A 25,020-nucleotide genomic window follows, 5' to 3' on the forward strand; every position below is an offset into this window, starting at 1 on the left:
CTATTGCCAGCGGAGTTGGCCAAAAGTCCGCCGTGGGTTCGGTCATCACGACCGGGGCGGGAGGAATTCGATGTCGCGTAGGCTGAGCGCTGCTATCAGGGCGGCGACGACACCGTCGATGATCCGATAGCTCCCCGGGCCCGATCCGATCCATTCCAGGCGTGGCCGCAGGTGGGCGTAGAGCCGTCGTTGCTCGGGGCGTGGGTGCAGAAGCACGGCCTTTTTGCCGTGGGTGATCGGCCAGTAGAGATCGAGGTACTCGACCGCAATGGTGAGGATTCGTACGACGGCGGGATAGAGGTCGAGGCTGCCATGGAGACCGCCGCGGATGTCGTGGTGGTCGCGGCCGGTGCGGCCGTGCAGGCGGTGGCCCTGCCAGAGGCGGTCGAAGATCGACGCGCTGTTTTGGACGACGACGCCGCGGATGTCGTCGTAGAGCTGCGGCGTCACCAGTCTTGACGACATCGCGCGGCGGAAGCGGCGTTCGACGGCCAGGAGTTCGGGGTCGAGCAATTGGCGTTGGTCGGCGGCAGTCGAGCCCGCGATCCAGCGTTGGTGTTTGATGCAGATCATGAATCGCCGGTGGTCGTAGGCGGTGATCTCGCTTCCCGCGGTGCACCGGAGGCAGGCGAGTCGGCGGTTTCGTTGTCGTTGGAAGGCCTTGGCCAGTGGGGGAGATCCGCCGCCGACGGCGCGCACGTACTGCTGGTAGAAGTGTCGCGGGCCGGGTCCGCCGAGCTCAGCGATGACGTGTGCCATCTCGTCTGGCCGGCCCGATTGGCGACGGCGGCGTGCCCCGAGCCGTTCCATGTGGTCGAGGTCGATGAGGTTGGCCTCGCACAGGCGCGCCAGATACGAACCGGGCGTTTCCATCTGGTGGGGGCGTGGGCGGCGGGTCTGAAACCGCAGGGTCTGCGTCCGTTCGGTGGCAGGGCCGTCCATCACCGGCCGCGCCGAGACATGCGTAGCCCTCATGCGGCGTTGCTCTCCTTCGCCGCAGCGCGTCTCTTCGGTGTCGCGGGGGCGGTCAGGAGCGGGCCCGCGCCTGCCTGGAGGTGTTCGAGAGTCAGGACCTCCGGGGTGCTCGGCGTTCGCTTCTCCTCGAGCATGATCATCAAGGCGGTGCCGAGGATCCGTCGCAGGGCACCGATCCGGCCTGCGGTGATGGCGTGCAGGGCGTCGGCGTAGGGGGCCAGGTCGGGCGGGCCGTCGATGAGCCGCATCTGGACGCCGAAGGCTGCGACAAGGTTGGCCCAATGCTGGCGGTCGCCGTCGGTGGCGTAGTCAAAAGGGCTGTGCCGCTGGGTCTCGCCGCGGGCCATGAGTTGCTCGGCGGCGCGGCTGCCGAGTCGTTGGTCGAGGTCGATGCCGGCCAGGACGGTGACGACGCCTGTGGCGTTGATGATCGATTTGATGGTGTTGATGGCGTCGTCGCCGCGTCTGCCTTCGAGTTGAACCATCTGGAACTCGTCGACCACCAGAAGCGAGCTCTGGTGGTGGATCATGAGTTCGGCTGCGTGCCTGATCATTTTCTGGTGGGTGTCGTGGGTCCGGTAGGGCACGGCGAAGAAGTCCAGGATCGAGGCCGCGACGCCCTTGGGCGTGGCGCCTGGGGACATCTCGATGAGCACGACCGGCGCGCGGCCGTCGGCGCGGAAAGAGGGGTAGCGGCGACCGGCGTGACTCTCGACCTCCTTGGCCAGTTGCAGGAGAGTCGTGGACTTCCCGACGTTCGCAGGCCCGGTGAGCACTGTGATGCGTTGGCTTCCAACGACGTCGGGGTCGCGCATGAGGAGGTAGCCGCGCACGCTGCGCAGCAGGTGGTTGGTGGCCTTGGTGCCGAAGAGGAAGCCGGAGCCGAACCAGCGTAGGCGCGCTTCATCGTGGGCCGCGCGGTCGGCGGGGGAGAGCGCCTCGTAGGTGGCCCGGGACAGCGTCGGAGGCTCGTCCAGATCGAAGTCGATGAGGCGGCGCATCCCGGTCAGGGTGTTCTTCGAGGCAGGGGCGGCAGCCTGGTTAGTCATTCCAGAGCCTGTCGCCGGTGCGGACGAGGGCGAAGTCGTCGAGAGAACCGTTGCCCTGGTCCTCGGTGGCAGCGTGGCCAAGGGTTCTGACGGTGATGGTTGTGGGGTCGGCGGGGGCCGGATCGGGTGCCGGGACAGGTCCGGGCCTCGGATCGTCGTCGCGCCGCTGCCGGGCGAGCACCGCACGCCTCTTCTCGTCTTTGCGGCCCTTCGTCCGGTCTTTCAGGGCTGTCTGCCGGCCGAGCTCGCCGACGGCCCAGGCCTCGCCGGCGGCATCGTCGACGGGCGGGGTGCTGCGAAGCAGGCGCAGCGCGGAGGCGAACGGGTAGCTGGCGAGCCGGTAGCTCTCTGAGATGCACTCGAGCCATTGATTGGTCTTCGGGTCCTGGACCCAGACGCGGTCGCTGTCGTAGGGGTCCTTGCGGACCTCCCATTTCCCGTCTCGGGTAGGCGGGGTCAGCTTCCGGAGCCGGGGGAGGTCGTCGTGCCAGTAGGTGAGGTTGTCGACATGGATTCCGTCGTTCTGGATGGTGCGCCGTTCCACGGGCATCAGCGCGATGTAGGTCGCCTGACCGAGCGGGACCGGGATGCCGGCGCCGGCGTCGAACAAGGCGGCATACATCTGGTTGGGCGTGAACATCCTCGAGGGCACGTCGCGATCGCGCAGCTCACCGTGGGGCCGGTTCTGGTAGACACGGACCCACCACTCCTCGAAAGACTCCTGCAGCTCGCGGACCGTGCGGAGTTCGCCCAGGTCAATCTCGCCGCGGTTGGCCACGCTGTTGCCGACGTAGCCGGGCTGTTTCTGCATCCACATGGTGTCGATCGTTCCCAAGACGCGTTCGACGTGTCCTTTGAACGTCGGGGAGTGCGGCGGTGCCTGGACGACGCTGATCCCGAAATGCCGGCAGGCCGACACGAAGGTCTCCGAGAGGTAGTCCTTGCCGCGGTCCGTGGTGATCGTTTCGGGAACGATATAGGGCAGCGCGAGGGCGCCGCGCTGCCGTTCGTCGGCGGCGATCATCGCTGCTGAGGGGAGTGTCTGCGACTTGTCCAGACGCAGGTAATCCGGGGCTCCGGGGCGGCACTGCCGCGGGCGCAGGATCCGCGCCAGCAGATCCGCGTGCTCGACCCCACTGGTGGAGACCGGGATGATGTCGAAGGCCAGGATGCTGCGGGTGGCCACGTCCACGGCCACCGTGAGGTGGACCCGGCCCGGCTTGCCGTCGGACATCAGAGCCCATACGTTCACCGGAGTGGAGTCGATCTCGACCACCTGCCCGGGGGTCACGGCGGCAACCGGTCGGGGCCCCCGGTCGTGGCGGTTGGCCTCGCTTCGCCGGGACGTTGCCTTGCCGGTGGCCAGGCCGCGGTGGTCATAGGCGGCGAAGACGCGCCGCATCGTGCGCGCCGAGGGGAATTCCACCTCTTGGCCCCGGTAGCGCTGGGCGACATAGGCGCGGGCCTTGTCGATCAATGTCGTCACCGACACCGTCGAGGTGCCGTTGGTCGCGGCAAGCACCGCCAGGACCGCTTCTCGGATGCGGTCATCGACAGAGGGGATCGCTTGGGGCGCGACCAGGGCGCGTCGGTCCACGAGCCCGTGGACGCCGTGAAGCAGGTACTGACGCTCCTTTCGGCGCAGGCTCCGTGCGCTCACCTTGTGCCCGGCTGCGTTCAGCTCGAGTACCTTCAGCGCACGACGGTCAGTCTTTCTTCCGGTTTCATACCCGGAGCGGGGCAGCAGGCTCGCATCGTCCGGGTCGGGGACGCCGGAGATGACCTCGTTGAGGTGGGACACCCACCAACGGGCCGCAGCAAGCTCCTCGCCCGTGAGCGTGCCCAGCACAGCCAGGCAGTCACCGTCCTCGTTGGCCGGCTGGCCTGTCCCGTGCGGATCGGTCACTGGAGGAGCCACAGGATCGGTGACGATCAGTTCGTCGGCCAGTGCCACGATGTCGATCCAGACCGTGTCGTTGCCCGCGATCCGGCGCAGCATCGCCGTGTGAGGCCTCGCGGCGGCCACAACGTATTCTTCTCCCCGCCAGGTGAGCAGATCTCCCAGGTTCAGACGCAGCACGATGCCTCCTCGGGCGAACGGATCGCGTCGATCTCAGTCGCCGCAATGGAATCGAAGTCAAGCCGCCGGGTCAGGTCGACCTCGAGGAACCGGTGCCAGATCAGGTGCTTTATCGAGGGCATCGCCAGCGCCGGGAAGCGGCGGTTGACCATTTCTCTGCCTTCCCCGATCGCGCGTCCGCCCTCGAAGACGTTCAGGATCTGACCGAAGACCGCCTCACCCGGATGGTTCCGGGTATGCCGGGCACCCCGCAGGAAGTCGAGATTGGCCGCGAGGACCGGATCAGGCTCGTGCAGGACCGCATGCCGCCAGCCCACCAACGTGCAGACACGGGAGGATTCCTCGAACTGGTCAGAGACCCGGGAGCTCATACGCGCCCGCGGCTTCACGTCGTAGACGACCTGGTCGCCGTTGCGGTGGACCGCGAAGAAGTCCGGGTCGTGGCGAACGGACTTTGCCCCGGCGCGGAAGAGCATCCGGAACGGCTGCGACGCGATTCCCTGGACCGAGCCCTCGAAGTCCAGCCCGAGCAGACACGCCAGCTCCAGCGCGCTCTCGTACCAAAGATGCCGTCCCGTGCGCTCCCAGAAATACAGTCCATGCCGGTTGGGGCGGTTCTGCCATTGCCCTCCGACCCGGATCGGCAGGGCCTCTATGACCGGCTGTGTGAGCAGCCCGCGCGTGGCAGGTGCCGTGAAGATCCTCTTATCAGGACCGCGCCACTGGATGGCATCCAGCCCGTTCTCCGACCGTGTCAGCAACACTCGGGCGCCAGGGGCCGTGCCCATCATTGCGCCCGCCCGTTCCTCCGGTTCAGGGAAACGGGACGTATTGAGAGCACCATCGCGAACCATTCCCGCGGCGCCTCAAATGACGCATGCACCCACCCCAGACAATCGAACATGTGTTCGATGCTAGTGGATACGTGGGTGGCAAACCCAACCGGCTGCGCTTGAGTTGCCTGCGAGACCGACGGGGCCTACCAAGCGAGCCTGGCGTGAGACGCTCGAACACGTCTTCGATGAGCGATGTTGACCGAGCCTCTAGACACCGCCGCCAGATCGCCGCATCCTGCGGCCCGCAGGGCCTGTGCTGGCCAGACCCTTGGCAAGTTTGGCCAACTAGCGTGTCAATTGGCCAACTGTCTTGGCAAACGACACAATTTCCTTTTAACGCGGGCCGCCCTCCACTCTTAGAAAACGCCGATAATCTACATTATGTAAAGTAGAAGTGATCCGATTGCAGATTTTGCAGAATAGGACCCGCTGATACGCACTCCCCGGTTTCGGCTGCCTGGACGTAGAAGTCCGCGCCGTTACAGGGATCCGGGACCGTCCGGAGGCGCGTTGGGCAACAGCCGGGGCGTGGAAGGGTCGACGGGTCTGAGGTGCCCACTAGGCGAATAATTCCGCGGATTTTCGGGGTTTCCTTGACATGGGTTCGCATTTTATGCACTCTGGGAGCATTATTTGCAGACGCATCGGAGGCCGTGATGGACCCCGTGGAGGGCCAGCTGATCAGGCTTCCGCTGCGTCAGGGAGCGCTCTCCGCGGACGCCGTATTCGAAGACATGCTCACCGGATGGAAACAGCAGCAGCTGGCACGGAACTTCACGGCCGGCACGATCCGGGGACGTGAGAGCCTGGTCCGCCGGTTCGTGGATCACACCGGGCATTTTCCCTGGGACTGGACCGTCGGTGACGCCGATGAGTTCTTTGCCCATGAGCGCTCCATCCTGAATCTGGCGTTCGCCACTATCCGTGCCTACCAGACCCATCTGAAGGTGTTCTGCGACTTCCTGACCGATCCGGTCTATGAATGGGACCGTGTCTGCCTTCAGGGGTTCGGCCGCTCTCCCGCCCAGATCATCACCGAATTCAACCGGGCCCGGCACGCCCAGAACAACGAACAGGCACCCACTAAACGGCCCTTCACCCGGGCCGAGCTGCAGGGCTTCTTCGATCTGGCCGACCTCGAGGTCGAACGGGTTCTGGCTTCCGGGCGTAAGGGCGCCGTCGCCGCCTACCGGGACGCCACAGTGTTCAAAACCGCCTACGCGTGGGGTCTGCGGGCCAACGAGGTCACGCACCTGCAGACCGTGGACTTTTCCCGGAACCGCCGGGCCCCGCAGTTCGGCGAGTTCGGTGTCCTGCAGGTCCGATACGGCAAGGCACAGCGCGGCTCACCGCCCAAGAGACGCTCCGTGCTGACGGTCTTTGACTGGTCCCCCGCCGTCCTGGACACCTGGATCCGGAACGGACTCCCCTGGCTCGCCCCGGCGGTATCGGAAATTTTCCCCACCGCCAACGGACTGCCGGTGCCCAAGTCCAACCTGCACCGCCGCTTCCGCGACTACATCGACGAACTCGGCTATCCGCCGGGCCTGGACATCCATTCCCTGCGCCGGTCCTACGTCACCCACCTCTTCGAGCACTTCGGCTTCGACCACACCTTCGTCCAAAGGCAGGTCGGCCACGAACACGCCTCTACCACCTCCCTCTACACATCAGTCTCCAGCGACTACCAAACCAGCGAGCTCAACCGCGTGCTCGAAGACATGATCGAGAAGGCCGTCAGGCCGAAGGAGGAACGAGAATGAAACGGGACATCGAATACCGGTGGCGGGCCCGGGAACTCATGGCACGGAACGGCATGCGCAACACCCGCGAACTCGTCGAACCCCTACGGGAACGCGGCATCACCCTCTCCGAGTCACAGATCTACCGCATGGTCAGCCAGAATCCCGAACGGATCTCCTTCCAGCTCCTGGCCGCTCTCTGCGATATTTTCGGCGTCGAAGCGAACGAACTCTTCACCTTCACCGCCGCCGACGCCAGGTCCAAACGCCAAAAGCAGGCCGCCGCCTCCGGGGAGAACGTTGTCCGGTTCGCTGACGCCTACAAACCCGTCAGGGCCAGGATCCTTGACGACGAATAAGGCCCGGACCCGCGGCCGGCCCCGGTCCGAAGGCGACCACCGGTGCGACCGATGCGGGCGGATGGCCGCGAAGATCCGCGTGACCTGGCCCGACGGGGCCATCTGCGGGATCTGCTTCACCACAGCACTGCGCACCCGCGGATCCTGCCCCGGCTGCGGGAAAGAAAGGCTGCTCCCAGGCAGGACCACCGACGGCACCAGCATCTGCCGGGACTGCGCGGGCATCACCACCAACATGACCTGCGAGGGCTGCGGCACCGAAACCGAACGTTTCCGCGCCGGCCACTGCATCCGCTGCGTCCTCGGGACCGACCTGGAGGGACTGCTCCACCCCCACACTCCCCCGGACCTGAGCCTCAAACGCCTCATCGGAGTGCTCGCCGCCGCGGGCAGGCCCGAGAGCGTCTACACCTGGATGCGCGGGGCCAACACCAAGGAACTCCTCACCGGGCTCGGCACCCGCACCATCGCGCTCACCCATGAGTCCTTTGACGCTCTTCCTGCGTCACGATCAGTGGAATACCTCCGGGAAATGCTCATCCATCACGGCATGCTCCCGGACCGGGACCGTCAACTCGCCGCCTTCGAACAATGGCTGGCCGTCCGCATCCATGACCTCGCCGAAACACCTCACATCCAGACGCCCATCGAACGGTTCGCCCGCTGGCACCACCTCAAACGCCTCCGCCAAATGGCCGGCCCGGGAAAGTCGCTGAACACGGCCGTCCGCTCGGCCAAACAGGAAATCACCGAGTCCGGGAAGTTCCTTGCTTGGCTCGGCGCCGACCATGGACTCGCCGTCGCCGCTACGAGGCAGGCCCATGTGAACGAGTACCTAGCGGCCGGACCGTCGACCCGATACGCCATCCGCACCTTCATCGTCTGGCTGATCAAGAACAAGGAGATCGGCAGGCTCGAGATGCCGCGCCGCTACGCCGCCACGAAGCCGCTCATCACCCAACAACAACGCGTCGCCCTGATCCGGCATTGCATCGACTCCACGGCATCGCCCTTGGGATTCCGGGTCGCTGCCCTGATCCTGCTGCTCTTTGGCCAGCCGGTCGGCAAGATTGCCGCCTTGAAATGCGCGGACCTGCAGGCTCTGCCCGAGGGGCTGCACCTGGGCCTCGGGAACATACCCGTCCTGGTTCCTGCCCAGATCGCCCCGATGTTCTGGGACTACCTGCACGACCGGCCCAACCAGCAGACCGGAAACGGCGGGAGCCAGTGGCTCTTCCCCGGCACCCTGCCGGGCCAGCACATCCACGCCGACGCGATGATGGGCCAACTCCGGGCGCTTGGGATCGATCTCGGCGGCGCAAGGAACACCGCCCTGCGCAGCCTCGTTCAGGAACTGCCGCCAACCCTGGTCGCGAACGCCCTCGGCTACAGCTACCAGGTCATCCACAAACACGCCGCCGACGCCGGCGTCCCCATGGCAGGCTACGCAGGGAAAGCCATGCACCCCCGGCTGAAACCGCTCAGAATACGGCCCCCGAACCAACCGCCGGAACCGGAACGGCCGGAATAGGACTCCGAGCGATAAGTGCAGTTCCCGCTTGAATCCGGCGAATCGCATCTGGTGCGAATTCGACGGACTTTTATACCGCTGCCCCGCCGACAACCGGCGACCACCCGGGATTCCTTATGTTTTCGGCTCTTAGCGGGTCGACGGCAACACGTTACCGGAGCTAGATCAGCGTGACGTGGCGGAATGGCGAATGAAAAATCCCTGCCGTTACAGGCCGTTTTGCCATGGACTCGCATAATATGCGAAAGTATCGCGTGTTATGCGAGGACAAAATGTGACCAGACAGCCAGGGCCGGCGGGAACGGCCGGGCAGCAGATCGCCCGGGATGTGGCACTGTTTAACCCTGCCGAGCAGGTGTTCCAGGCGATGCTGGACGGGTGGCGCAATCAGCAGTTGAGCCGGAACCTTGCCTTCACGACGATCGCCCGGCGCGAGCAGGTCATCCAGCGTTTCCGCTCGTTTACCGGTGAGGATCCGTGGTCCTGGACCGTGGGCGATGTCGATGAGTTCTTCATGGAGCTGCGTGCCGTCCGCTCCGCGAGCCATTCGACGCTGCTGGCGTACCAGAACGCGCTTCGCCTGTTCCTGGGCTATCTGACCGATCCGGCCTACGGCTGGGAGCAGGAATGCATGGAGCGGTTCGGCACCCACCCGGTTCAGGTCTGCCATGAGTGGAACACTGCCGCGCATGTTCAGGAAGCATCCGCCCGCCCGCGCAAGCGACCGCTGACCCGGGACGAGCTTCAGGACCTTTTCGACTACGCCGATGACCGGGTCGATCACGCCCGCAAGCAGGGACGCAAGGGCTGGATCTCGGCGTTCCGCATCGCCACGGCCATCAAAGTCGCCTACGCCTGGGGCCTTCGGCGCAATGAAGTCCGCATGCTCGAACTGACCGACTTCGGAACCAACCCGCACGCAGCAGAGTTCGGCAGATACGGCGTTCTTTACGTCCGGCACGGCAAGGCGATGCGCGGTTCACCTCCCAAGCGCCGCAGCGTCCTGACAGTCCCCCACACCGGCTGGGCCGTGGATTGCCTGAAGCAATGGATCGAGGAGGTCCGGCCGACCGGAACCGGTGAGGAACACGCATCCCTTTGGCCCACCGAGCGCAGCGGTCGGGTCAGCGCCGACTCACTGACCAGGGAATTCACTCTGCTGCGGACCGGGCTCGGGCTCGCGGACGGCATTGATTCCATTCCCTGCGCCGCTCCTACGTCACCCACCTGATCGAGGACGGCTACGATGCTCTGTTCGTCCAGCAACAGGTCGGACACGAACACTCCTCCACCACCGCCCTCTACACCGGCGTCTCCTCCGATTACCGCACCCGCACCCTGCGGGCGGCGATGACCAAGATGGCGGCAGAAGCCACCGGCACCGACCCGAGGAACACGCCATGAAAAAGCACATCGAATACTCCTGGCGGCTGCGCGAAATCATGGCCGCACGCGGACTGTTCAACATCTCCGACCTCATCCCCCTGCTCATTGAACGCGGCATCGACCTCTCCCCCTCACAGATCTACCGGCTCGTGGGACAAAAACCGGAACGGATTTCCATGACCCTGCTCGGCGCCCTCTGCGATGCCCTCAACTGCACGGTCGAGGACCTGTGCCAGTTCCACGCCGTTGCAACAGCCCAGCGGAAAAACGCCGTGAACGCTCCCGCATCGAACGGCACGAAAGTCGTTGACCTGAACACGACGATCCGGCCCAAACGCGCCCGGGTCCGCCCCGCAGAATAATGCTTACTGCAGAAGAGAAGCTCTGCATCCGCTGCCGGAAACCGGCCGCCAGGCTCGGGGCGAAATGGCCCGAGGGCCGGGTCTGTCGGCTCTGCTACCAGCGCGCCGCCCGGACTCATGGCACCTGTCCCGGCTGCGGCACTGACCGGCTCCTGCCCGGCCTGGACGGCACCGGATCCCCGGTCTGTGTCGACTGCGCCGGCATCCCGGCCGATTTCCACTGCATCCAATGTTCGGCCGAGGAAGAACCCTACCGGGCCCGGCGCTGCGCCCGCTGCTGCCTGCAAGATCACCTGGCGGAACTCCTCGACGATGGCACTGGCACGGTGTCTGAACCCCTCAAGCCCCTGCACGAAGGAGTCAGCGCCCAGCCCCATTCCCGCAGCGCGCTGACTTGGCTGCGCAACCCGGACGTCCGCGATCTGCTGTCCTCCATCGCCACGGGCGCCCGGCCGCTGGCCCACGCCACCTTCGATGACCACGAGTCGCCGCGGACGGCGATGCACCTGCGGGAACTCTTCATCGAGCATGGACTTCTTGAGCCGATCGACCGGAACCTGCTGCACTTCGAGGCCTGGCTGGACCGGATCCTGGCCGAGCTCACGGACCCGGACCACCGCCACCTCATCAAACAGTTCGCCACCTGGCACCACCTGCGCCGGATGCGCCAACTCTCCGCAGGCGGAGAACTGAACTGGGGCACAGCCCGGGCAGCCAAGCAGGATATCTCCGTGGCCAGGGACTTCCTCCGGCATCTTTCAGACCGAGGAAAACCGCCGTCCCAATGCCGGCAGTCGGACATCGACCACTGGCTCGCGACAGGACCGACAACGCGCAGCACGGCCAGGACCTTCGTGCGCTGGGCCGTCCGGAGCCAGCATCTTCCCCGCGTCGAGTTCCCCTACCGAAAAGCTGAAACCCGGCCCGTCTTGGATCAGAACGAACGGCTCAGGCTGCTCCGCAAAACTCTCGAGAACCAGGATATTGCGCTCCACCACCGCGCCGCCGCCGTTATGTTGCTCCTCTACGCCCAGCCGCTGACACGCATTGCCGGCATGCGAAGCGAGCAAATCAGCCGCACCGACGACGGCGAAACCGTCGTCGTCTTCGAGAACCAGCCAGTCCCGGTTCCCCACCCCTTCGACGAAATCCTTCAACAACACCTCGCCGACCGGCCGAACATGAACACCGCAGCAAACCGCGCCTCAGCGTGGCTCTTTCCCGGATACCGGCCCGGCCAGCATCTTCATCCCGGCCATCTCATGAAGAAGTTGCGCGAAAGCGGCATCCACCTCCTGGGAGCCAGGAACGCCACGCTCCGCGCTCTCGTCCTGACGATGCCTCCACCGGTTGCGGCCCAGGCTCTTGGCTACAGCACCCAAATCACCGAACAGCACGCCAAGCAAGCCGACAACACCTGGGCCACCTACGCCTCTTACCGGCGATAGTACAGCGGATACCGCGAGCCCGGTCAGCGGCCTCGCCCAAACACTGGGGCTGGCAGGATAGTGCTGTGACGATACGAGATCCAGATCCAGATCCAGATTCCGGTGCGATGTTGCTGCGGATGAAAGTCTCGATCGTGGGCAGTGAGCCGGCCATCTGGCGGCTCCTCGAGATCGACCCTTCCGTGACCATGGACAGGGTGCATGAGGTCCTGCAAACGGCCGTTGGCTGGCGCGATTCCCACCTGCATTCCTTCACGGACACCGATCCCTATGTTCGTCTGCGCGCCGTCAACGGGATCGTGCGCGAACCACGGCGCTGGGTCCCCCTGGACCTGATGGAAGACTCTGACGAGGACCTGCCCGAGAGGGCCTGGACCCTGGGCCAGATCCTCACGGCTGAATCCGGTCCCCTGTTCTATGAATATGACTTCGGAGACGGCTGGATCCACCGCCTCGAACTCACCGGAAACCTCCCCATGCCGGCCAACACCCCACGGGCACGGCTCCTGGACGGCGCACGGCGGGCGCCGCTGGAAGATTCCGGCGGCATCGGTGGCTACCACGACCTGCTCGACGCCCTCGCGGACCCCGGCCACGAAGACCACAAAGGGCTGAAGGCATGGGTCGCCTGGACAGCCGGGCCATGGCAGGAATTCGACCCGGAACAACTGGACATCAATGCCGTGAACAGCGAGCTCGCCCTGCTGTTCCCTGCTCCGTCTGCCAACGAGCACGGCCCCGGAAGCGTGTCGCTGACCCAGGAACTCACGAACCGGATGCCTCCCGGGCTACGACGCGAATTCCGTTCATACCTGCACGCCGCCGGCCTCGACGGCCCCTCAACGGTCGAAGCAGACGTCGCCGAGGCGATGACCGCCCCCTATCTCTGGCTCACCCGCCGAATTGGGATTGACGGTCTATCCCTCACCGCTGCCGGCTGGCTGCCGCCGGCCGTGGTCCGCGAGGCAATGACCGAGCTCGGCTGGGCCAAGGACTGGATCGGCGAAGCCAACCGCGAGGACCAGACCCTGCCCGTCCTTCAGCTGCGCGAAAGCGCTCAACGACTCGGCCTGATCCGCAAAGTCAAAGGCAAACTCGTCCTCACATCCGCCGCCAAGCGGCTGCTCGATGATCCCGCAGGCCTTTGGCTTTTCCTGGCACGAGCCATTGCGCACCGGCACCGTCATGACTCCGAGCGCGACGCGGCGCTGTTACTCCTGCTCGAAGTCGCGGCAGGGAAAAGAACCAGCTGGGCCGATTACCTTGAAGCCGTCTCCTTCGGTCTCGGTGCGCTCGGTTGGAGCACCCGCACCGGAGCCGAACTGGAACCGAACACCGTCCAAGCACTCCTCGTCGATGCCCACGAGGTCCTGCTGAACCTCGGCATCTTCGACGACCGTTTCGGGCTCAAAGCAAACACCGTCAAGGCGCCAGGGCAAGCCTTCGCCCGAACAGCACTTCGCTCATAACCACTCACAACCAGCAAACCACCGACCCCGCGGCGACCCACATCCTCCGAGGCTAAATCCGCCATCGACGCAATGGCATTCGCCGGTTCCGAATACGCCGGCTCACCAGCAGAACCGCTATTTCGGACCTGATCCTAGTAGGCCAAGTGGAACTAAGCGTCTGTCGCTGGAGCCGCCACGCTATTGCGCCTCCTGGCGCAGGCGGGTCAAAAGTTCAGGTCCGGAAGGGAATGGCCAGCTTTCGGGAGCAGAAGCCGGCCGTCCATTCGGGCAAGTAGCCATCCCGAAAAAATCAACTGTGTTCCCTTCCGAGTCGCGGATGAAGGCCATCCATTCATCGGTTCCTGCCGGGCCCAGAGCAGCGTCGCCATGGTGAAAGATCACATGCGGCAGCGCAATTACCTCCACTCCCCTGCCCTGCAGGACGCTGATGCTCAACCGGACGTCCTCCACCTCCAAATAGAGAACCGACGACGGCGCGCCGCGCTCCAGCAAGAGCCGAACGCCCTCCGGATCGAAAAACACCAGCCCGGCGGGCCGTAGATCGCCGCTGGTTGCACCCCAGCAGTTGTGAATAGAACTCAGCGGCCCGCTGCGGGTCATGTGCCTGCTGGGCCACCTGCATCAGACGCACTGTGCCTCCCGCGTGATGAGCGCCGGTGTCCCACCCATCTTCCATAATCCCCCGCGCCCCGGCAAGCATCAGGACCGGGCCGCCGCCCTCTCCGGGTTAGGCTCGAAGCCATGAATTCCGAGACCCAACAGTCCATGCGAGCTTCCCGGCAGGCCCTTATTGCCGCCGCCCTGTCAGATGCCTTCCTGATTTTGGTTTTCGCGGCGATCGGCAGGGATGCCCACCAGCGCGGCGACATCGTCACCGGAGTTTTCCTCACGGCATGGCCGTTCCTGGCTGGGGCCGCCATCGCCTGGTTTGCGGGACGGGCCCGGCGGCGTCCGCTGTCCATGGCAACCGGCGTCATGGTCTGGCTTGGCGCCGTAGCCGGCGGCATGATCCTGAGGGCGCTGACGGGACAAAGCGTAGTACTGGCCTTCGTGGTTGTTGCGCTCTTGAGCCTGGGGCTTTTCCTGGTGGGTTACCGGGCACTTCTTGCACTGGCGCGCAGGCTTCGAAAGTCGTGACACCGCTGCCGGCCCTGCGCCCGGGCCGCAACTGATGGACACCGCCCATGTAATAGGCTGGCATCACCATAGAGTCTTGCCGGGCACAGCTACGGCCAACAGATCCGGAAGGATTGAACAGTGATCACCGCATTCGTTCTGATCAAGACCGACGCCGCCCGCATCCCGGAAACCGCCGAGGAAATTTCCGCGATCCCAGGCATCAGCGAGGTCTATTCCGTAACCGGCGAATGGGACCTTATCGCCGTTGCCCGCGTCGCCCGGCACGAGGATCTGGCTGACGTCATTGCCGACAAGCTGTCAAAGGTACCCGCGGTGGTTCACACCACCACGCACATTGCGTTCCGTGCCTACTCCCAGCACGATCTCGACGCGGCATTCGCGCTCGGCTTCGAACAGTAGGAGCACTTCCCCCAAAAAAGAAACGGTCCCGGCATCACAGCCGGCCCGCGCCTTTTATGTAGACGGGTCAAGGCCGCGTCAGCGAAACCCACTTATCGAGGACCGCAGCCGCGGCTCCGGTATCAATCGATTCCGCGGCCCGGGCAAGCGCCGAACGCATACGCTCCAGGAACGGGCCCTCGGACGATTCATCGAAGGCCACCAGTCCAGCGGCCGCGTTGAGCAGCACAGCATCCCGCGCTGCGCCGGTTTTGCCGGCAAGGACATCACGTACGACGGCGGCGTTCGCCTGGGCGTCCCCGCCACGGAGTTCCGCCACAGTCGCGGGACGGATGCCCAGCTCGGCCGGCTCGAAATTCAGCTCAGCGACAGCGCCATCGCGGATTTCCCAGACCGTGGAGGGGCCCGTCGTGGTCAGTTCGTCCAGGCCGTCATTGCCACGGAAAACCAGGCCCCGGCTGCCCCGTTTCGCCAGGACGCCTGCCACGAGCGGAGCCATCCGGGCATTCGCCACTCCCACGGCTGAAGCCTGTACCCGGGCAGGGTTGGTCAGCGGGCCCAGGAAATTGAAGGCGGTGGGGATCGCGAGCTCCCGGCGGGGCACGGCGGTGTGGCGGAACGACGGGTGGAATACCTGCGCGAAGCAGAAAGTGATGCCAGCCTCCCCCGCGTTGCGTGCCACCTGGGCCACCGGGAGGTCGAGCCTGACGCCCAGCGCTTCAAGCACGTCGGCCGATCCGGAGGACGAAGACGCTGCCCGGTTGCCGTGCTTTACGACCTTCGCTCCAGCGCCTGCAGCGACGAGGGCAGCCATGGTGGAAATGTTGACGGTGTTGAGCTGGTCACCGCCGGTACCAACGATGTCCAGCTTCTCACCGGGGATATCGATGGGTGTTGCATGGCGCAGCATGGCGTCCACGAGGCCTGTTATTTCGTCCACGGTTTCACCCTTGGCCCTGAGGGCAACCAGGAATCCGGCGATCTGGGACGGCGTCGCCTCCCCGGACATGATTCTGTCCATCGCCCAAGCGGTATTGCCCGCCGTGAGGTCAGCACCGTTGATAAGAGCCGTTATGAGCCGCGGCCAGGTGTTGCTGTCCGCCGGCGCGGTTGCCTGAGAAGTCACCTTCTGATGCTAGCGAGCCACCCCGTACCTGACCAATATGAACGCCGCCGGGAACTTTTCGCAGTGATTTCGCGTCTTTGTAGAAAAAGTCCCCCGAAAAGGCGGTTCGCGTTGGGAACTACGGACTTTTATAGACATAATGTCTATGTGACATCTGCGACCCATGCCCCCAGTACCCCGGCGCACCCCACGCTGAACCGCCCCAATATGGTTTCTGTCGGAACCGTAGTCTGGCTGTCCAGTGAGTTGATGTTCTTCGCCGGTCTCTTTGCCATGTACTTCACACTGCGCTCCACGAGCGGACAGATGTGGGCGGAAGAGACAGCAAAGCTCAACTTCCCCTTTGCGCTCGTCAACACGATCGTCCTCGTGGCCAGTTCCTTTACTTGCCAGATGGGCGTCTTCGCCGCCGAACGGCTGCAGCCTCGAAAAACAGGCGGCCCGTTCCAGCTCTCCCGCTGGGGCATGAACGAATGGTTCACGCTGACCTTCATCATGGGTGCATTCTTCGTCGCTGGCCAGGCAACTGAATACGCGATGCTTGTTTCAGAACACGTTTCGCTCTCATCCAACGCCTACGGCTCAGCGTTCTACATGACCACCGGCTTCCACGGCCTGCACGTCATCGGAGGCCTCATAGCCTTCCTCTTCATCATCGGACGCTCGTTCGCAGCAAAGAAGTTCGGCCACTTCGAAGCAACCTCCGCGATCGTCACGTCTTACTACTGGCACTTTGTGGACGTCGTCTGGATCGGCCTCTTCCTGGTCATCTACGTACTGAAGTAGTCAAGCTTTGATTCCTTTTCTACAAGAGGCAGAATTTCAAGAAGCGGCTCACGGAGCCGGCGCACGATCGAATAAAGGAACCACCACGTGAAGGCTCTCTCGCAAAAGCGGCGTCACCCACTTGCAGTAATCGCGCTGCTACTGATGGGACTCCTCGTCACTGGTGGGCTATATGCCGTTGCCACCACCGTCAACGAGGCCAAGGCATCCACCACCAGCTTCAGCGCCAATGACACCGCCGAGGGCGAAAAGCTCTTTGAGGCCAACTGCGCCACCTGCCACGGCATGGGTGCGAGTGGCAGCCAGGATGGCCCCGCGCTCGTCGGCGTCGGTGCTGCGGCCGTTGATTTCCAGGTCGGTACCGGCCGGATGCCCATGCAGATGAACGGTCCCCAGGCGTACAAGAAGCCAGCCCAGTTCAACGATGACCAGACCCACCAGCTTTCAGCCTACGTAGCTTCCCTGGGAGCCGGCCCGGCAATTCCTGAAGAACACCTGCTTGATGAGCAGGGCGACGCCGCCAAGGGTGGCGAGCTCTTCCGCGTGAACTGCGCGATGTGCCACAACGCGGCAGCCGCCGGCGGCGCACTCACCCGTGGCAAGTTCGCTCCCGCCCTTGCCGATGTCTCCGGCAAGCACATCTACGAGGCGATGGTCACCGGACCGCAGAATATGCCCGTCTTCAGTGACGCAAACGTTACCCCCGAGGGCAAGCGCGACATCGTCACGTTCCTGAAGCAGATCGAAGCAAACGGCTCTCCCGGCGGCGCTGACCTCGGCGCCCTGGGCCCGGTCGCTGAAGGACTCTTTGTCTGGGTTGCAGGCCTGGGTGTCATCATCGCGTTCACCATCTGGCTTACTTCCCGGACGTCTTAGGCGCAACGGGAAACTTAAGAACTTCTGCTGCCCAGTCAGCAGTTTGAAATTGAAAACTAACCCGGCGGACGCCGGGACGAGAGAAGGATGAGGCGAATTATGGGCAACCATAGTGACGGCAGTCCGAACCACTCGGGCACCGTAGCTACGGCTGGTCAGAATGAGGTGGAGAAGTTCCAGGATCCTGGAATTCCCCCGCACCGTTTGCGCCTGGCCGACACGGACCCGAAGGCCGCAAAGCGTGCAGAACGGCAGGTCGCCGTACTTTTCGGCGCGTCAGTCGTCGGCACCCTGATCTTCCTGGTGGCGTACTTCGCCATCGACTTGGGCGAAGGAACAAGCATCGCCACTATCCGGCTGCAGAACGCTTTGCTGGGCGTTGGCACCGCTTTTGCGATGCTCGGCATCGGCACCGGCATTGTGCACTGGGCCAAGGCCCTCATGCCGGACCATGAAGTCTCCGAAGAACGCCATCCCATCCGCACCGAAGAAGACCGCCTGGCGGCCGTCCGGATCGTGGATGACATCGTTGAAGAGACCGGCATTAAGCGCCGCCCGCTCATCCGCAACACGCTGCTCGGTGCTATGGCCCTGGCCCCACTTCCCGCAATTGCGGTTTTTGGTGACCTTGGCCCCCGCCCCGACCGGGCGCTGGCCCACACCATGTGGGCGCCGCAGGAGGGCAAGCTCAAGCGCCTCACCCGCGACCCCGACGGCACACCTATCAAGGCCTCTGACGTCACCATCGGCTCGGCTTTCCACGTAATTCCCGAGGGCCTGAACGAGCTGCATGAAGGCAAGCTCAACGAAAAGGCCAAGGCAGTCGTCCTGCTGATGCGTCTGGACCCCGCGTCGCTGAACCCCTCCGAGGGCCGCGAAGACTGGAGCTACAACGGAATCGTTGCGTACTCCAAGATCTGCACCCACGTCGGTTGCCCCGTTGCCCTGTATGAGCAGCAGACGCACCACTTGCTGTGCCCGTGCCACCAGTCCACCTTTGACCTCACGAACGAGTGCAAAGTGATCTTTGGCCCGGCCAGCCGGCCCCTCCCGCAACTGCCGATCGCAGTGGACGCCGAGGGCTACCTGGTCGCAACCAGCGACTTCAATGAACCTGTAGGACCGAGTTACTGGGAGCGTGATGAGCATGAGCGCAGCATCGAGAGCTGAAGCCCCCGCCTTCGTCGCCAAGACTAAAGCCGGACGCATCACTGATTTTGTTGACGCGCGAGTTGGCGGATCAGGAATCCTGCGCGAATTCGGACGCAAGGTATTTCCCGATCACTGGTCATTCATGTTCGGTGAAGTGGCCCTTTATTCCTTCGTCATCCTCCTGCTTTCGGGCACCTTCCTGACGTTCTTCTTTGACCCGTCCATGGCGGAGACCCACTACGACGGTTCATACCTGCCGTTGAAAAACGTCGAGATGTCCGTGGCGTACAGTTCCTCGCTGGACATTTCCTTCGACATCCGTGGCGGTCTGTTTATGCGCCAGGTCCACCACTGGGCCGCACTGCTCTTCGTTGCCTCGATCGCCGTGCACATGCTGCGTGTTTTCTTCACGGGTGCTTTCCGCAAACCGCGTGAAATGAACTGGGTTGTCGGCAGCGTCCTGCTGATCCTCGCCATGGCAGCCGGCTTTACTGGCTACTCCCTCCCCGATGACCTGCTCTCCGGCAACGGCCTGCGGATCATCGACGGTGTTATGAAGGCAATCCCGGTTGTCGGGACGTACATTTCCTTCTTCTTCTTCGGCGGAGAGTTCCCGGGAACGGCTGTTATTGGCCGCCTCTACATGCTGCACATCCTGCTTGTGCCGGCGCTGATCCTGTTGATGATCGTCCTGCACCTCTTTATGGTGGTTGTGCACAAGCACACCCAGTACCCCGGTCCGGGCCGCAATGACGGTAACGTTGTTGGCTACCCGCTCGGCCCTGTGTATGCAGCCAAGGCTGGCGGCTTCTTCTTCATTGTCTTCGGTGTCATTGCCCTCATGGCGGCCTTCTTCACGATCAACCCGATCTGGAACTACGGCCCGTATGACCCCTCACCGGTGTCGGCCGGTACACAACCTGACTGGTACATCGGATTTGTTGACGGCGCCCTGCGCCTGATGCCGGGCACCTTCGGCGACTGGCATGTCGAGCAGGTCTGGTTCGGCCACGTGTTCACGTTCAACGTCCTGCTGCCCGCCTTGGTGCCTGCGGGCATTCTGTTCACTGTGATGTTCATGTACCCGTGGATCGAAAGCTGGATCACCAAGGACACCCGCGAGCACCATGTCCTGGACCGTCCGCGGAACGCCCCCACCCGCACCGCCATCGGGGTCGCCGGCTTCGTCTGGTACTGCGTGATGTGGGCAGCTGCTGGTTCGGACCTCATCGCAACACACTTCCACGTGTCCCTGAACGATGTGACGTACTGGCTCCGCGCCTTGTTCTTCGTCGGCCCGGTCATCGCGTTTGTGGTTGCAAAGCGGGTAGCCCTCGCACTCCAGCGCAAGGACCGCGAGATCGCGCTCCACGGCCGGGAAACAGGACGTATTGTCCGTCTTCCGCATGGTGAATTCATCGAAGTGCATGCGCCCCTGGACGAGTACAAGCGCTACAAGCTCGTTGGCTTCGAATCGCCCTCGCCGCTGCCGGCGGTCCCCAACGACCACGGCATTGTGACGCGCAAGGAAAAGCAGCGCGCTTTCCTGTCCAAGTGGTTCTTTGAAGACCGTGTGGCACCGGCCACGCCTGCAGAGCTGGAGGCCGCCCACGGCCACCACGCCCCTGCGGTCGAGGCTGGCGAGGAAACCAAGAGCCTCAGCCACTAACACTCATAGCAGTAACGGGAAAGGCCCGGTCCATTTGGACCGGGCCTTTCCCGTTACTGGCGGCCGCCGCTGTTGGCTATGGCCGGCCGGCTACTAGTGGTTTCGGTAGCCCAGCGATTGGTTGCGGGCAGGCCTCGCACCTGGCCGCTGGAGCGGTACCCATAGCTTGTAGCGGTCGGCACGGTAATACGAAACCGAGTAGTCAACCATCGCCCGGGCAACAAAGGCGTGCCTCTGGATTTTCAGCAAGGGGGCGCCGACGTCAACATTGAGCAAGCGTGCCGTCGAAGGCGATGCAGCCGTCGCTTCGATCATGTCTTCTCCCCACTCCATGACGAGGCCGAACTGCTCACTGAGCACGTTGTAGAGCGAGGTTGGGGGCTCGCCGTCGAGGAGTCCCGGGACTCGCTGCGCCGGGATGAAGTTCTCGTCCACGCTCATGGGCTCTCCGTCCGCCAGCAGCAGCCGACGGAAACGGACAAGTGGCGTCCCCTCCTCGACCTGCAGCTCACGGGCCAGGAAGGCACTGGCGCCTATCTGTTCAAAGCTCAGGACTTTAGCGGCCGGAATCATGCCGCGGCGTTGCATCTCCTCGCTGTACGAGGTGAGTTTTACCTGAAGGTCGAGTTTGGGCTTCCGTACGAACGTGCCAAGGCCGACGACCCGTTCGAGGACTTCCTCGCCTACTAGGGCATCGATGGCCTGCCGAACTGTCATCCGGGCCAGACCGAACCGCAGTGCAAGGTCACGTTCCGAGGGCAGAGCGGATCCGGGCGGACAGGAATCGCCGATGTAGGCCCGAAGGATCTCCCTGAGTTGGATGTAGATGGCAATCCCGCTGCCGCGGTCTATCTCACCGGCAACGCCGCGGGCATTAGCCACGGAGGTAGGCCCTAGCTTCAGTTTTCACTATCCAAGCTTAAGGCAATCAGCACTGCTGGACTAGACCACTTCCAGCGCCGGATCATCCGCTCTCATCGGTTTGGTCGCGAGGCCATCCAGCCGGATATATTTGGACAGGAAATTCAGCGATGAAAGTTTGGGGGCCGTCAGGAAATGGGAGAACCCTTGCCAGTGCATAAGGCCATAGTGTCAGCGTCAGTCGGCTTGCATGCCCGTCCCGCTGCGGTGTTCGTTAGGGCAGTGACCGAAACAGGACTTCCTGTCAGCATCCGCAAGGCCGGTATCCAGGGTGTCGACGCCCGTTCCCTGCTGGAAGTGATGACTGCCGATTTCCCGTTCGGCTGCGAAGTAGAACTTTCAGTTCCCGACAGTGCCCTCAGCGGCCCTGTCACTCACCGCGACGCAGAGGCGGCCCTCCGTATGCTGGCTGAGCTTCTGGAGTCACAGGGCGCCAGGTAGTCGCTCCCAGGGGGCATTGGCCTGTGACTCCCCGCGTCAAAAGCTAAGGAACAAGGACGACGTCGGGCCCCACCAGAAAGTAGGGCCCGACGTCGTAAGTTTTGCAAATATCTGCTGAAGTCCAGCGGCTTCTAGTGGGCGTGGTCCCCACGGCTGTACTCGAAGACCCACCCCACAAGGGCTACGACTGCGAGGCCGGCCGCGATGAACAGGATCCACCAACCGACGGCGAGGCCCAGGAATCCGCCCGCACACGCGAGACCCAGAACCAGCGGCCACCAGCTCCAGGGGCTGAAGTGGCCTTGTTCACCGGCGCCCTCGTGGATCTCGGCATCGTTGCGGTCCTCGGGACGCATCCCGATGCGCTTGCCGGTGAAGCCAAGGTAGCCGCCGATCATTCCGGAGAGTCCTCCCACCAGGAGAATCCCGAGGGTTCCGACCCATTCACTCCAGTTGGTCAGGAAACCGTAGACCAGGGAAACCGGTACGAAGAAGAAGACTCCGGCTCCAAATATCCATGATTCGATTTTCACTTGGCGGTGTCCTTCTGGTCGGCGTTACCGAGCACCGCTGCTGCGGCTGCAGGCGATTCAACGGTATGTACCTGCGAGAGCTCCGGGTGGTGGAGGTCCAGGGCTGGACGCTCTGAACGGATCCGGGGCAGCGAGGTGAAGTTGTGGCGCGGCGGCGGGCAAGAGGTAGCCCACTCAAGCGACGCTCCGAAGCCCCACGGGTCATCAACCTCAACGCGTTCGGAGCTCCGTGACGTGATGTAAACGTTCCAGAAGAACGGAATCATTGAGGCGCCGAGCAGGAAGGAGCCGATGGTGGAGAACTGGTTCATCCAGGCGAAGTTGTCCTCCACCAGGTAGTCGGCGTAGCGGCGGGGCATGCCCATAACCCCGAGCCAGTGCTGGATGAGGAACGTGCCGTGGAAGCCAAGGAACAGCATCCAGAAGTGGATCTTTCCGAGGCGCTCGTTGAGCATCTTGCCGGTGAATTTTGGCCACCAGAAGTAGAAGCCTGCGAACATCGCGAACACCACCGTGCCGAAGACCACGTAGTGGAAGTGCGCCACCACAAAGTAGGAGTCAGACACGTGGAAGTCCAGCGGCGGCGACGCCAGGATGATGCCGGTCAGGCCGCCGAAGAGGAAGGTGATGAGGAAGCCGATGCTCCACAGCATGGGGGTCTCGAATGTAATGGACCCCCGCCACATGGTGCCGATCCAGTTGAAGAACTTCACGCCGGTGGGGACCGCGATCAGCATGGTCATGAAAGCGAAGAACGGCAGCAGGACCGAGCCGGTCACGTACATGTGGTGGGCCCACACGGTCACGGACAGGGCTGCAATGGCGATGGTCGCGTAGACCAGGCCCTTGTAGCCGAAGATCGGCTTACGGCTGAAGACCGGGAAGATCTCGGACACAATGCCGAAGAACGGCAGCGCGATGATGTACACCTCGGGGTGTCCGAAGAACCAGAAGAGGTGCTGCCACAGCACCGCGCCGCCGTTCTCCGGATCGAAGATGTGTGCACCGAAGCGGCGGTCGGCGCCGAGCGCGAACAATGCGGCAGCCAGCGGCGGGAAGGCCATCAGCACGAGGATGGATGTCACCAGGGCGTTCCAGGTGAAGATGGGCATCCGCCACATGGTCATGCCCGGAGCGCGCATGCAGATGATGGTGGTGATGAAGTTGACGGCACCCAGGATGGTGCCGAAGCCGGACAGCGCCAGGCCGAAGACCCACAGGTCACCGCCGATGCCTGGGCTGAACGTGGTGTTGGACAGCGGCGCGTACGCGAACCAGCCGAACGACGCCGCACCCTGGGGGGTGATGAAGCCGGACACCGCGATGGTGGAGCCGAAGAGGAAGAACCAGAAGGCCAGGGCGTTCAGCCGCGGGAACGCGACATCGGGGGCACCGATCTGCAGCGGCATGATGACGTTGGTGAAGCCGGCGAACAGCGGCGTCGCGAACATCAGCAGCATGACGGTGCCGTGCATCGTGAACAGCTGGTTGTACTGCTCCTTAGTCTGCAGGATCTGCATGCCAGGTTCGAACAGCTCGGCCCGGATGAGCAGAGCCATGACGCCACCGAGGCAGAAGAACACAAACGACGCGATCAGGTACATGTACCCGATGGTCTTGTGGTCCGTGGAGGTGATCCAGTTGACGACGATGCGTCCCTTGGACTTAGGAACTACGGGAGCCTCTAGGGTTCCGGCAGGTGCGGTCTGGGTATAAGTTGCCACGTCGCTCCCCTTACTTAATTTCGTTCAGGTTCGGGTTGCGGTCATACTCTTCGCCGAGGAGTCCCGTGTTGCCGTCTGCCTTGAGCTTGTCCAGGTGAGCCTGGAATTCGGCTTCGGAGACAACCTTGACGCGGAACAGCATTTCGGAGTGGTACTCACCACAGAGCTCGGCGCACTTGCCGTCGTAGGTTCCCTCTTTAGTGGGCGTGAACCTGATGTAGTTGGTCTTGCCGGGGATCATGTCGCGCTTCTGGAGGAAGGCGGGAACCCAGAAAGAGTGGATGACATCGCGCGAGTTCAGTTCGAGGTCAACTGACTTTCCAACCGGCAGGTAAAGCGTCGGCAGCGCTTCCTTATTGATGGTGTTACCAGTCAGGTGTGCCTGAACTCCAGCCTCGTAGACATCCTCGGTGACGACGTCCCCGGACTTGTAGTTGAAGTCCCAGGCCCACTGCTTGCCGCGGACATCAACAACGACGTCGGCCGGCTTGGAGCGGTCATCGATGGCCTGCTGGTCGCGGTCGGTGAAGTAGAAGAACACCAGGACCATGAACAGCGGGATGGTCAGGTAAAAGACCTCCAGCGGAAGATTAAAGCTGGTCTGCCGCGGGAAACCCGTGGTGCCCTTGCGGCGGCGGTAGGCGACAAGGCACCAAACGATCAAGCCCCACGTGATGATGCCCACAACGAGGGCTGCAATCCATGAGTTGACCCAGAGGTCCATGATCCGGTCAGTGTGATTGGTGGTGCCACGCTCGGTGGGCAGCCACCCCTTCTCTACCTCTGGCGAACATCCAGTCAAAACCAACGCGCCGGCAACTGCCAAGCCTGAGATCGTAGTGATCGTTTTGCGTCGGCTGCCGGTTCGGTTCTGCGAACTCACAGACGGCCCTTCCTACTTGTTGCTGTTGCCCGGCCACCCAAGGGGCCGTCCGGGCACACTAAAAGTTTTACTACTCGGTGTAGAGCTTACCGCTCTGCCGGGCGTTTCGCCCACATGTCGGCGCCGTGCC

25 protein-coding genes are annotated in these 25,020 nt (G+C 63.5%); 15 read left to right on the forward strand and 10 right to left on the reverse strand.

The features are described from left to right. Positions 1 to 45: 45 nt before the first annotated feature. Genes FYJ92_RS09825 through FYJ92_RS09840 form a run of 4 tightly spaced genes read right to left on the reverse strand, consistent with a single transcriptional unit; the run spans position 46 to position 4,868 of the window. Entirely contained in the window at positions 46 to 975 is a 930-nt protein-coding gene (locus tag FYJ92_RS09825; RefSeq protein WP_185260574.1) for a hypothetical protein, read from the reverse strand. Continuing rightward, the gene (locus FYJ92_RS09830; protein ID WP_185260575.1) at positions 972 to 2,024 is read right to left on the reverse strand and encodes an ATP-binding protein; all 1,053 of its coding nucleotides are present in this window, start codon (positions 2,022 to 2,024) and stop codon (positions 972 to 974) included. Before FYJ92_RS09830 ends, FYJ92_RS09825 begins: the two co-directional genes overlap by 4 nt. Beyond that, on the reverse strand, positions 2,017 to 4,104 hold the full coding sequence (locus FYJ92_RS09835) for a Mu transposase C-terminal domain-containing protein (RefSeq protein ID WP_185260576.1): 2,088 nt from the start codon (positions 4,102 to 4,104) through the stop codon (positions 2,017 to 2,019). The genes FYJ92_RS09830 and FYJ92_RS09835 overlap by 8 nt, the downstream gene beginning before the upstream one ends. Beyond that, positions 4,092 to 4,868 (reverse strand): TnsA-like heteromeric transposase endonuclease subunit, encoded by a 777-nt coding sequence (locus tag FYJ92_RS09840; RefSeq protein ID WP_185260577.1) that lies wholly within the window; start codon positions 4,866 to 4,868, stop codon positions 4,092 to 4,094. The genes FYJ92_RS09835 and FYJ92_RS09840 overlap by 13 nt, the downstream gene beginning before the upstream one ends. Positions 4,869 to 5,596: 728 nt before the next feature. On the opposite strand from FYJ92_RS09840, the gene FYJ92_RS09845 reads away from it, so the two are divergent. The 8 genes from FYJ92_RS09845 to FYJ92_RS09875 all read left to right on the forward strand — a co-directional run bounded on the left by FYJ92_RS09845 (position 5,597) and on the right by FYJ92_RS09875 (position 13,237). Continuing rightward, positions 5,597 to 6,703 (forward strand): site-specific integrase, encoded by a 1,107-nt coding sequence (locus FYJ92_RS09845; protein WP_185260578.1) that lies wholly within the window; start codon positions 5,597 to 5,599, stop codon positions 6,701 to 6,703. Continuing rightward, a complete protein-coding gene (locus FYJ92_RS09850; RefSeq protein WP_185260579.1) occupies positions 6,700 to 7,041 on the forward strand; it encodes a helix-turn-helix transcriptional regulator in 342 nt (113 codons plus the stop codon). The genes FYJ92_RS09845 and FYJ92_RS09850 overlap by 4 nt, the downstream gene beginning before the upstream one ends. Then, positions 7,028 to 8,572, forward strand: coding sequence for a site-specific recombinase (locus FYJ92_RS09855; protein WP_227008266.1), 1,545 nt, complete (start codon positions 7,028 to 7,030; stop codon positions 8,570 to 8,572). Before FYJ92_RS09850 ends, FYJ92_RS09855 begins: the two co-directional genes overlap by 14 nt. Positions 8,573 to 8,846: 274 nt before the next feature. Continuing rightward, complete coding sequence (locus tag FYJ92_RS09860; RefSeq protein WP_255482008.1) at positions 8,847 to 9,803, forward strand: site-specific integrase; 957 nt, start codon at positions 8,847 to 8,849, stop codon at positions 9,801 to 9,803. Positions 9,804 to 9,823: 20 nt separating this feature from the next. Further along, the gene (locus FYJ92_RS19020) at positions 9,824 to 9,976 is read left to right on the forward strand and encodes a hypothetical protein (protein WP_255482399.1); all 153 of its coding nucleotides are present in this window, start codon (positions 9,824 to 9,826) and stop codon (positions 9,974 to 9,976) included. Then, complete coding sequence (locus tag FYJ92_RS09865; RefSeq protein WP_185260580.1) at positions 9,973 to 10,320, forward strand: helix-turn-helix transcriptional regulator; 348 nt, start codon at positions 9,973 to 9,975, stop codon at positions 10,318 to 10,320. Before FYJ92_RS19020 ends, FYJ92_RS09865 begins: the two co-directional genes overlap by 4 nt. After that, positions 10,320 to 11,768, forward strand: coding sequence for a recombinase XerD (locus tag FYJ92_RS09870; RefSeq protein ID WP_185260581.1), 1,449 nt, complete (start codon positions 10,320 to 10,322; stop codon positions 11,766 to 11,768). The genes FYJ92_RS09865 and FYJ92_RS09870 overlap by 1 nt, the downstream gene beginning before the upstream one ends. A gap of 119 nt (positions 11,769 to 11,887) precedes the next feature. Beyond that, the gene (locus tag FYJ92_RS09875) at positions 11,888 to 13,237 is read left to right on the forward strand and encodes a plasmid pRiA4b ORF-3 family protein (RefSeq protein ID WP_255482009.1); all 1,350 of its coding nucleotides are present in this window, start codon (positions 11,888 to 11,890) and stop codon (positions 13,235 to 13,237) included. A gap of 180 nt (positions 13,238 to 13,417) precedes the next feature. On the opposite strand, the gene FYJ92_RS09880 is transcribed toward FYJ92_RS09875, so the two are convergent. Next, positions 13,418 to 13,840, reverse strand: a complete 423-nt coding sequence (locus FYJ92_RS09880) for a VOC family protein (protein ID WP_370525920.1) — start codon at positions 13,838 to 13,840, stop codon at positions 13,418 to 13,420. 141 nt (positions 13,841 to 13,981) lie between these two features. Here FYJ92_RS09880 and FYJ92_RS09885 point away from each other — a divergent pair, with 141 nt between their 5' ends. Together FYJ92_RS09885 and FYJ92_RS09890 are read left to right on the forward strand one after the other, a co-directional pair. Continuing rightward, positions 13,982 to 14,377, forward strand: coding sequence for a DUF3054 domain-containing protein (locus tag FYJ92_RS09885; protein ID WP_185260582.1), 396 nt, complete (start codon positions 13,982 to 13,984; stop codon positions 14,375 to 14,377). Positions 14,378 to 14,497: 120 nt separating this feature from the next. Further along, entirely contained in the window at positions 14,498 to 14,779 is a 282-nt protein-coding gene (locus tag FYJ92_RS09890) for an Lrp/AsnC family transcriptional regulator (protein ID WP_056340053.1), read from the forward strand. 67 nt (positions 14,780 to 14,846) lie between these two features. Here FYJ92_RS09890 and trpD read toward each other — a convergent pair whose 3' ends face one another. Beyond that, positions 14,847 to 15,905: an anthranilate phosphoribosyltransferase gene (trpD, locus tag FYJ92_RS09895; protein ID WP_185260583.1), complete on the reverse strand. Its 1,059-nt coding sequence runs from the start codon at positions 15,903 to 15,905 to the stop codon at positions 14,847 to 14,849. A 111-nt stretch (positions 15,906 to 16,016) separates the two neighbouring features. Here trpD and FYJ92_RS09900 point away from each other — a divergent pair, with 111 nt between their 5' ends. The 4 genes from FYJ92_RS09900 (at position 16,017) to FYJ92_RS09915 (ending at position 20,388) form a co-directional block, all read left to right on the forward strand. Next, positions 16,017 to 16,691, forward strand: coding sequence for a heme-copper oxidase subunit III (locus tag FYJ92_RS09900; RefSeq protein ID WP_370525921.1), 675 nt, complete (start codon positions 16,017 to 16,019; stop codon positions 16,689 to 16,691). An 87-nt stretch (positions 16,692 to 16,778) separates the two neighbouring features. Then, positions 16,779 to 17,567, forward strand: coding sequence for a c-type cytochrome (locus FYJ92_RS09905; protein ID WP_185260585.1), 789 nt, complete (start codon positions 16,779 to 16,781; stop codon positions 17,565 to 17,567). 99 nt (positions 17,568 to 17,666) lie between these two features. Then, the gene (locus FYJ92_RS09910) at positions 17,667 to 18,737 is read left to right on the forward strand and encodes a ubiquinol-cytochrome c reductase iron-sulfur subunit (protein ID WP_185260586.1); all 1,071 of its coding nucleotides are present in this window, start codon (positions 17,667 to 17,669) and stop codon (positions 18,735 to 18,737) included. Then, a complete protein-coding gene (locus FYJ92_RS09915) occupies positions 18,715 to 20,388 on the forward strand; it encodes a cytochrome bc complex cytochrome b subunit (RefSeq protein WP_185260587.1) in 1,674 nt (557 codons plus the stop codon). The genes FYJ92_RS09910 and FYJ92_RS09915 overlap by 23 nt, the downstream gene beginning before the upstream one ends. A gap of 93 nt (positions 20,389 to 20,481) precedes the next feature. On the opposite strand, the gene FYJ92_RS09920 is transcribed toward FYJ92_RS09915, so the two are convergent. Beyond that, positions 20,482 to 21,270 carry a GntR family transcriptional regulator gene (locus FYJ92_RS09920; protein WP_185260588.1) on the reverse strand — a complete coding sequence of 263 codons (789 nt, stop codon included), beginning with the start codon at positions 21,268 to 21,270 and terminating at the stop codon, positions 20,482 to 20,484. Between the two features lie 186 nt (positions 21,271 to 21,456). Between FYJ92_RS09920 and FYJ92_RS09925 the strand changes: the two genes are divergently transcribed. Then, positions 21,457 to 21,750, forward strand: a complete 294-nt coding sequence (locus tag FYJ92_RS09925) for an HPr family phosphocarrier protein (protein ID WP_185260589.1) — start codon at positions 21,457 to 21,459, stop codon at positions 21,748 to 21,750. Positions 21,751 to 21,881: 131 nt separating this feature from the next. Here FYJ92_RS09925 and FYJ92_RS09930 read toward each other — a convergent pair whose 3' ends face one another. Genes FYJ92_RS09930 through coxB form a run of 3 tightly spaced genes read right to left on the reverse strand, consistent with a single transcriptional unit; the run spans position 21,882 to position 24,890 of the window. Next, the gene (locus FYJ92_RS09930; RefSeq protein ID WP_185260590.1) at positions 21,882 to 22,283 is read right to left on the reverse strand and encodes a cytochrome c oxidase subunit 4; all 402 of its coding nucleotides are present in this window, start codon (positions 22,281 to 22,283) and stop codon (positions 21,882 to 21,884) included. Next, on the reverse strand, positions 22,280 to 24,007 hold the full coding sequence (ctaD, locus tag FYJ92_RS09935) for a cytochrome c oxidase subunit I (RefSeq protein WP_185260591.1): 1,728 nt from the start codon (positions 24,005 to 24,007) through the stop codon (positions 22,280 to 22,282). The genes FYJ92_RS09930 and ctaD overlap by 4 nt, the downstream gene beginning before the upstream one ends. A gap of 10 nt (positions 24,008 to 24,017) precedes the next feature. Further along, positions 24,018 to 24,890, reverse strand: coding sequence for a cytochrome c oxidase subunit II (gene coxB / locus FYJ92_RS09940; RefSeq protein ID WP_185260592.1), 873 nt, complete (start codon positions 24,888 to 24,890; stop codon positions 24,018 to 24,020). Between the last annotated feature and the right edge of the window lie 130 nt (positions 24,891 to 25,020).

Origin of the sequence: Pseudarthrobacter sp. NBSH8 (assembly GCF_014217545.1) — a bacterium.
Taxonomy (GTDB): Bacteria; Actinomycetota; Actinomycetes; order Actinomycetales; family Micrococcaceae; genus Arthrobacter.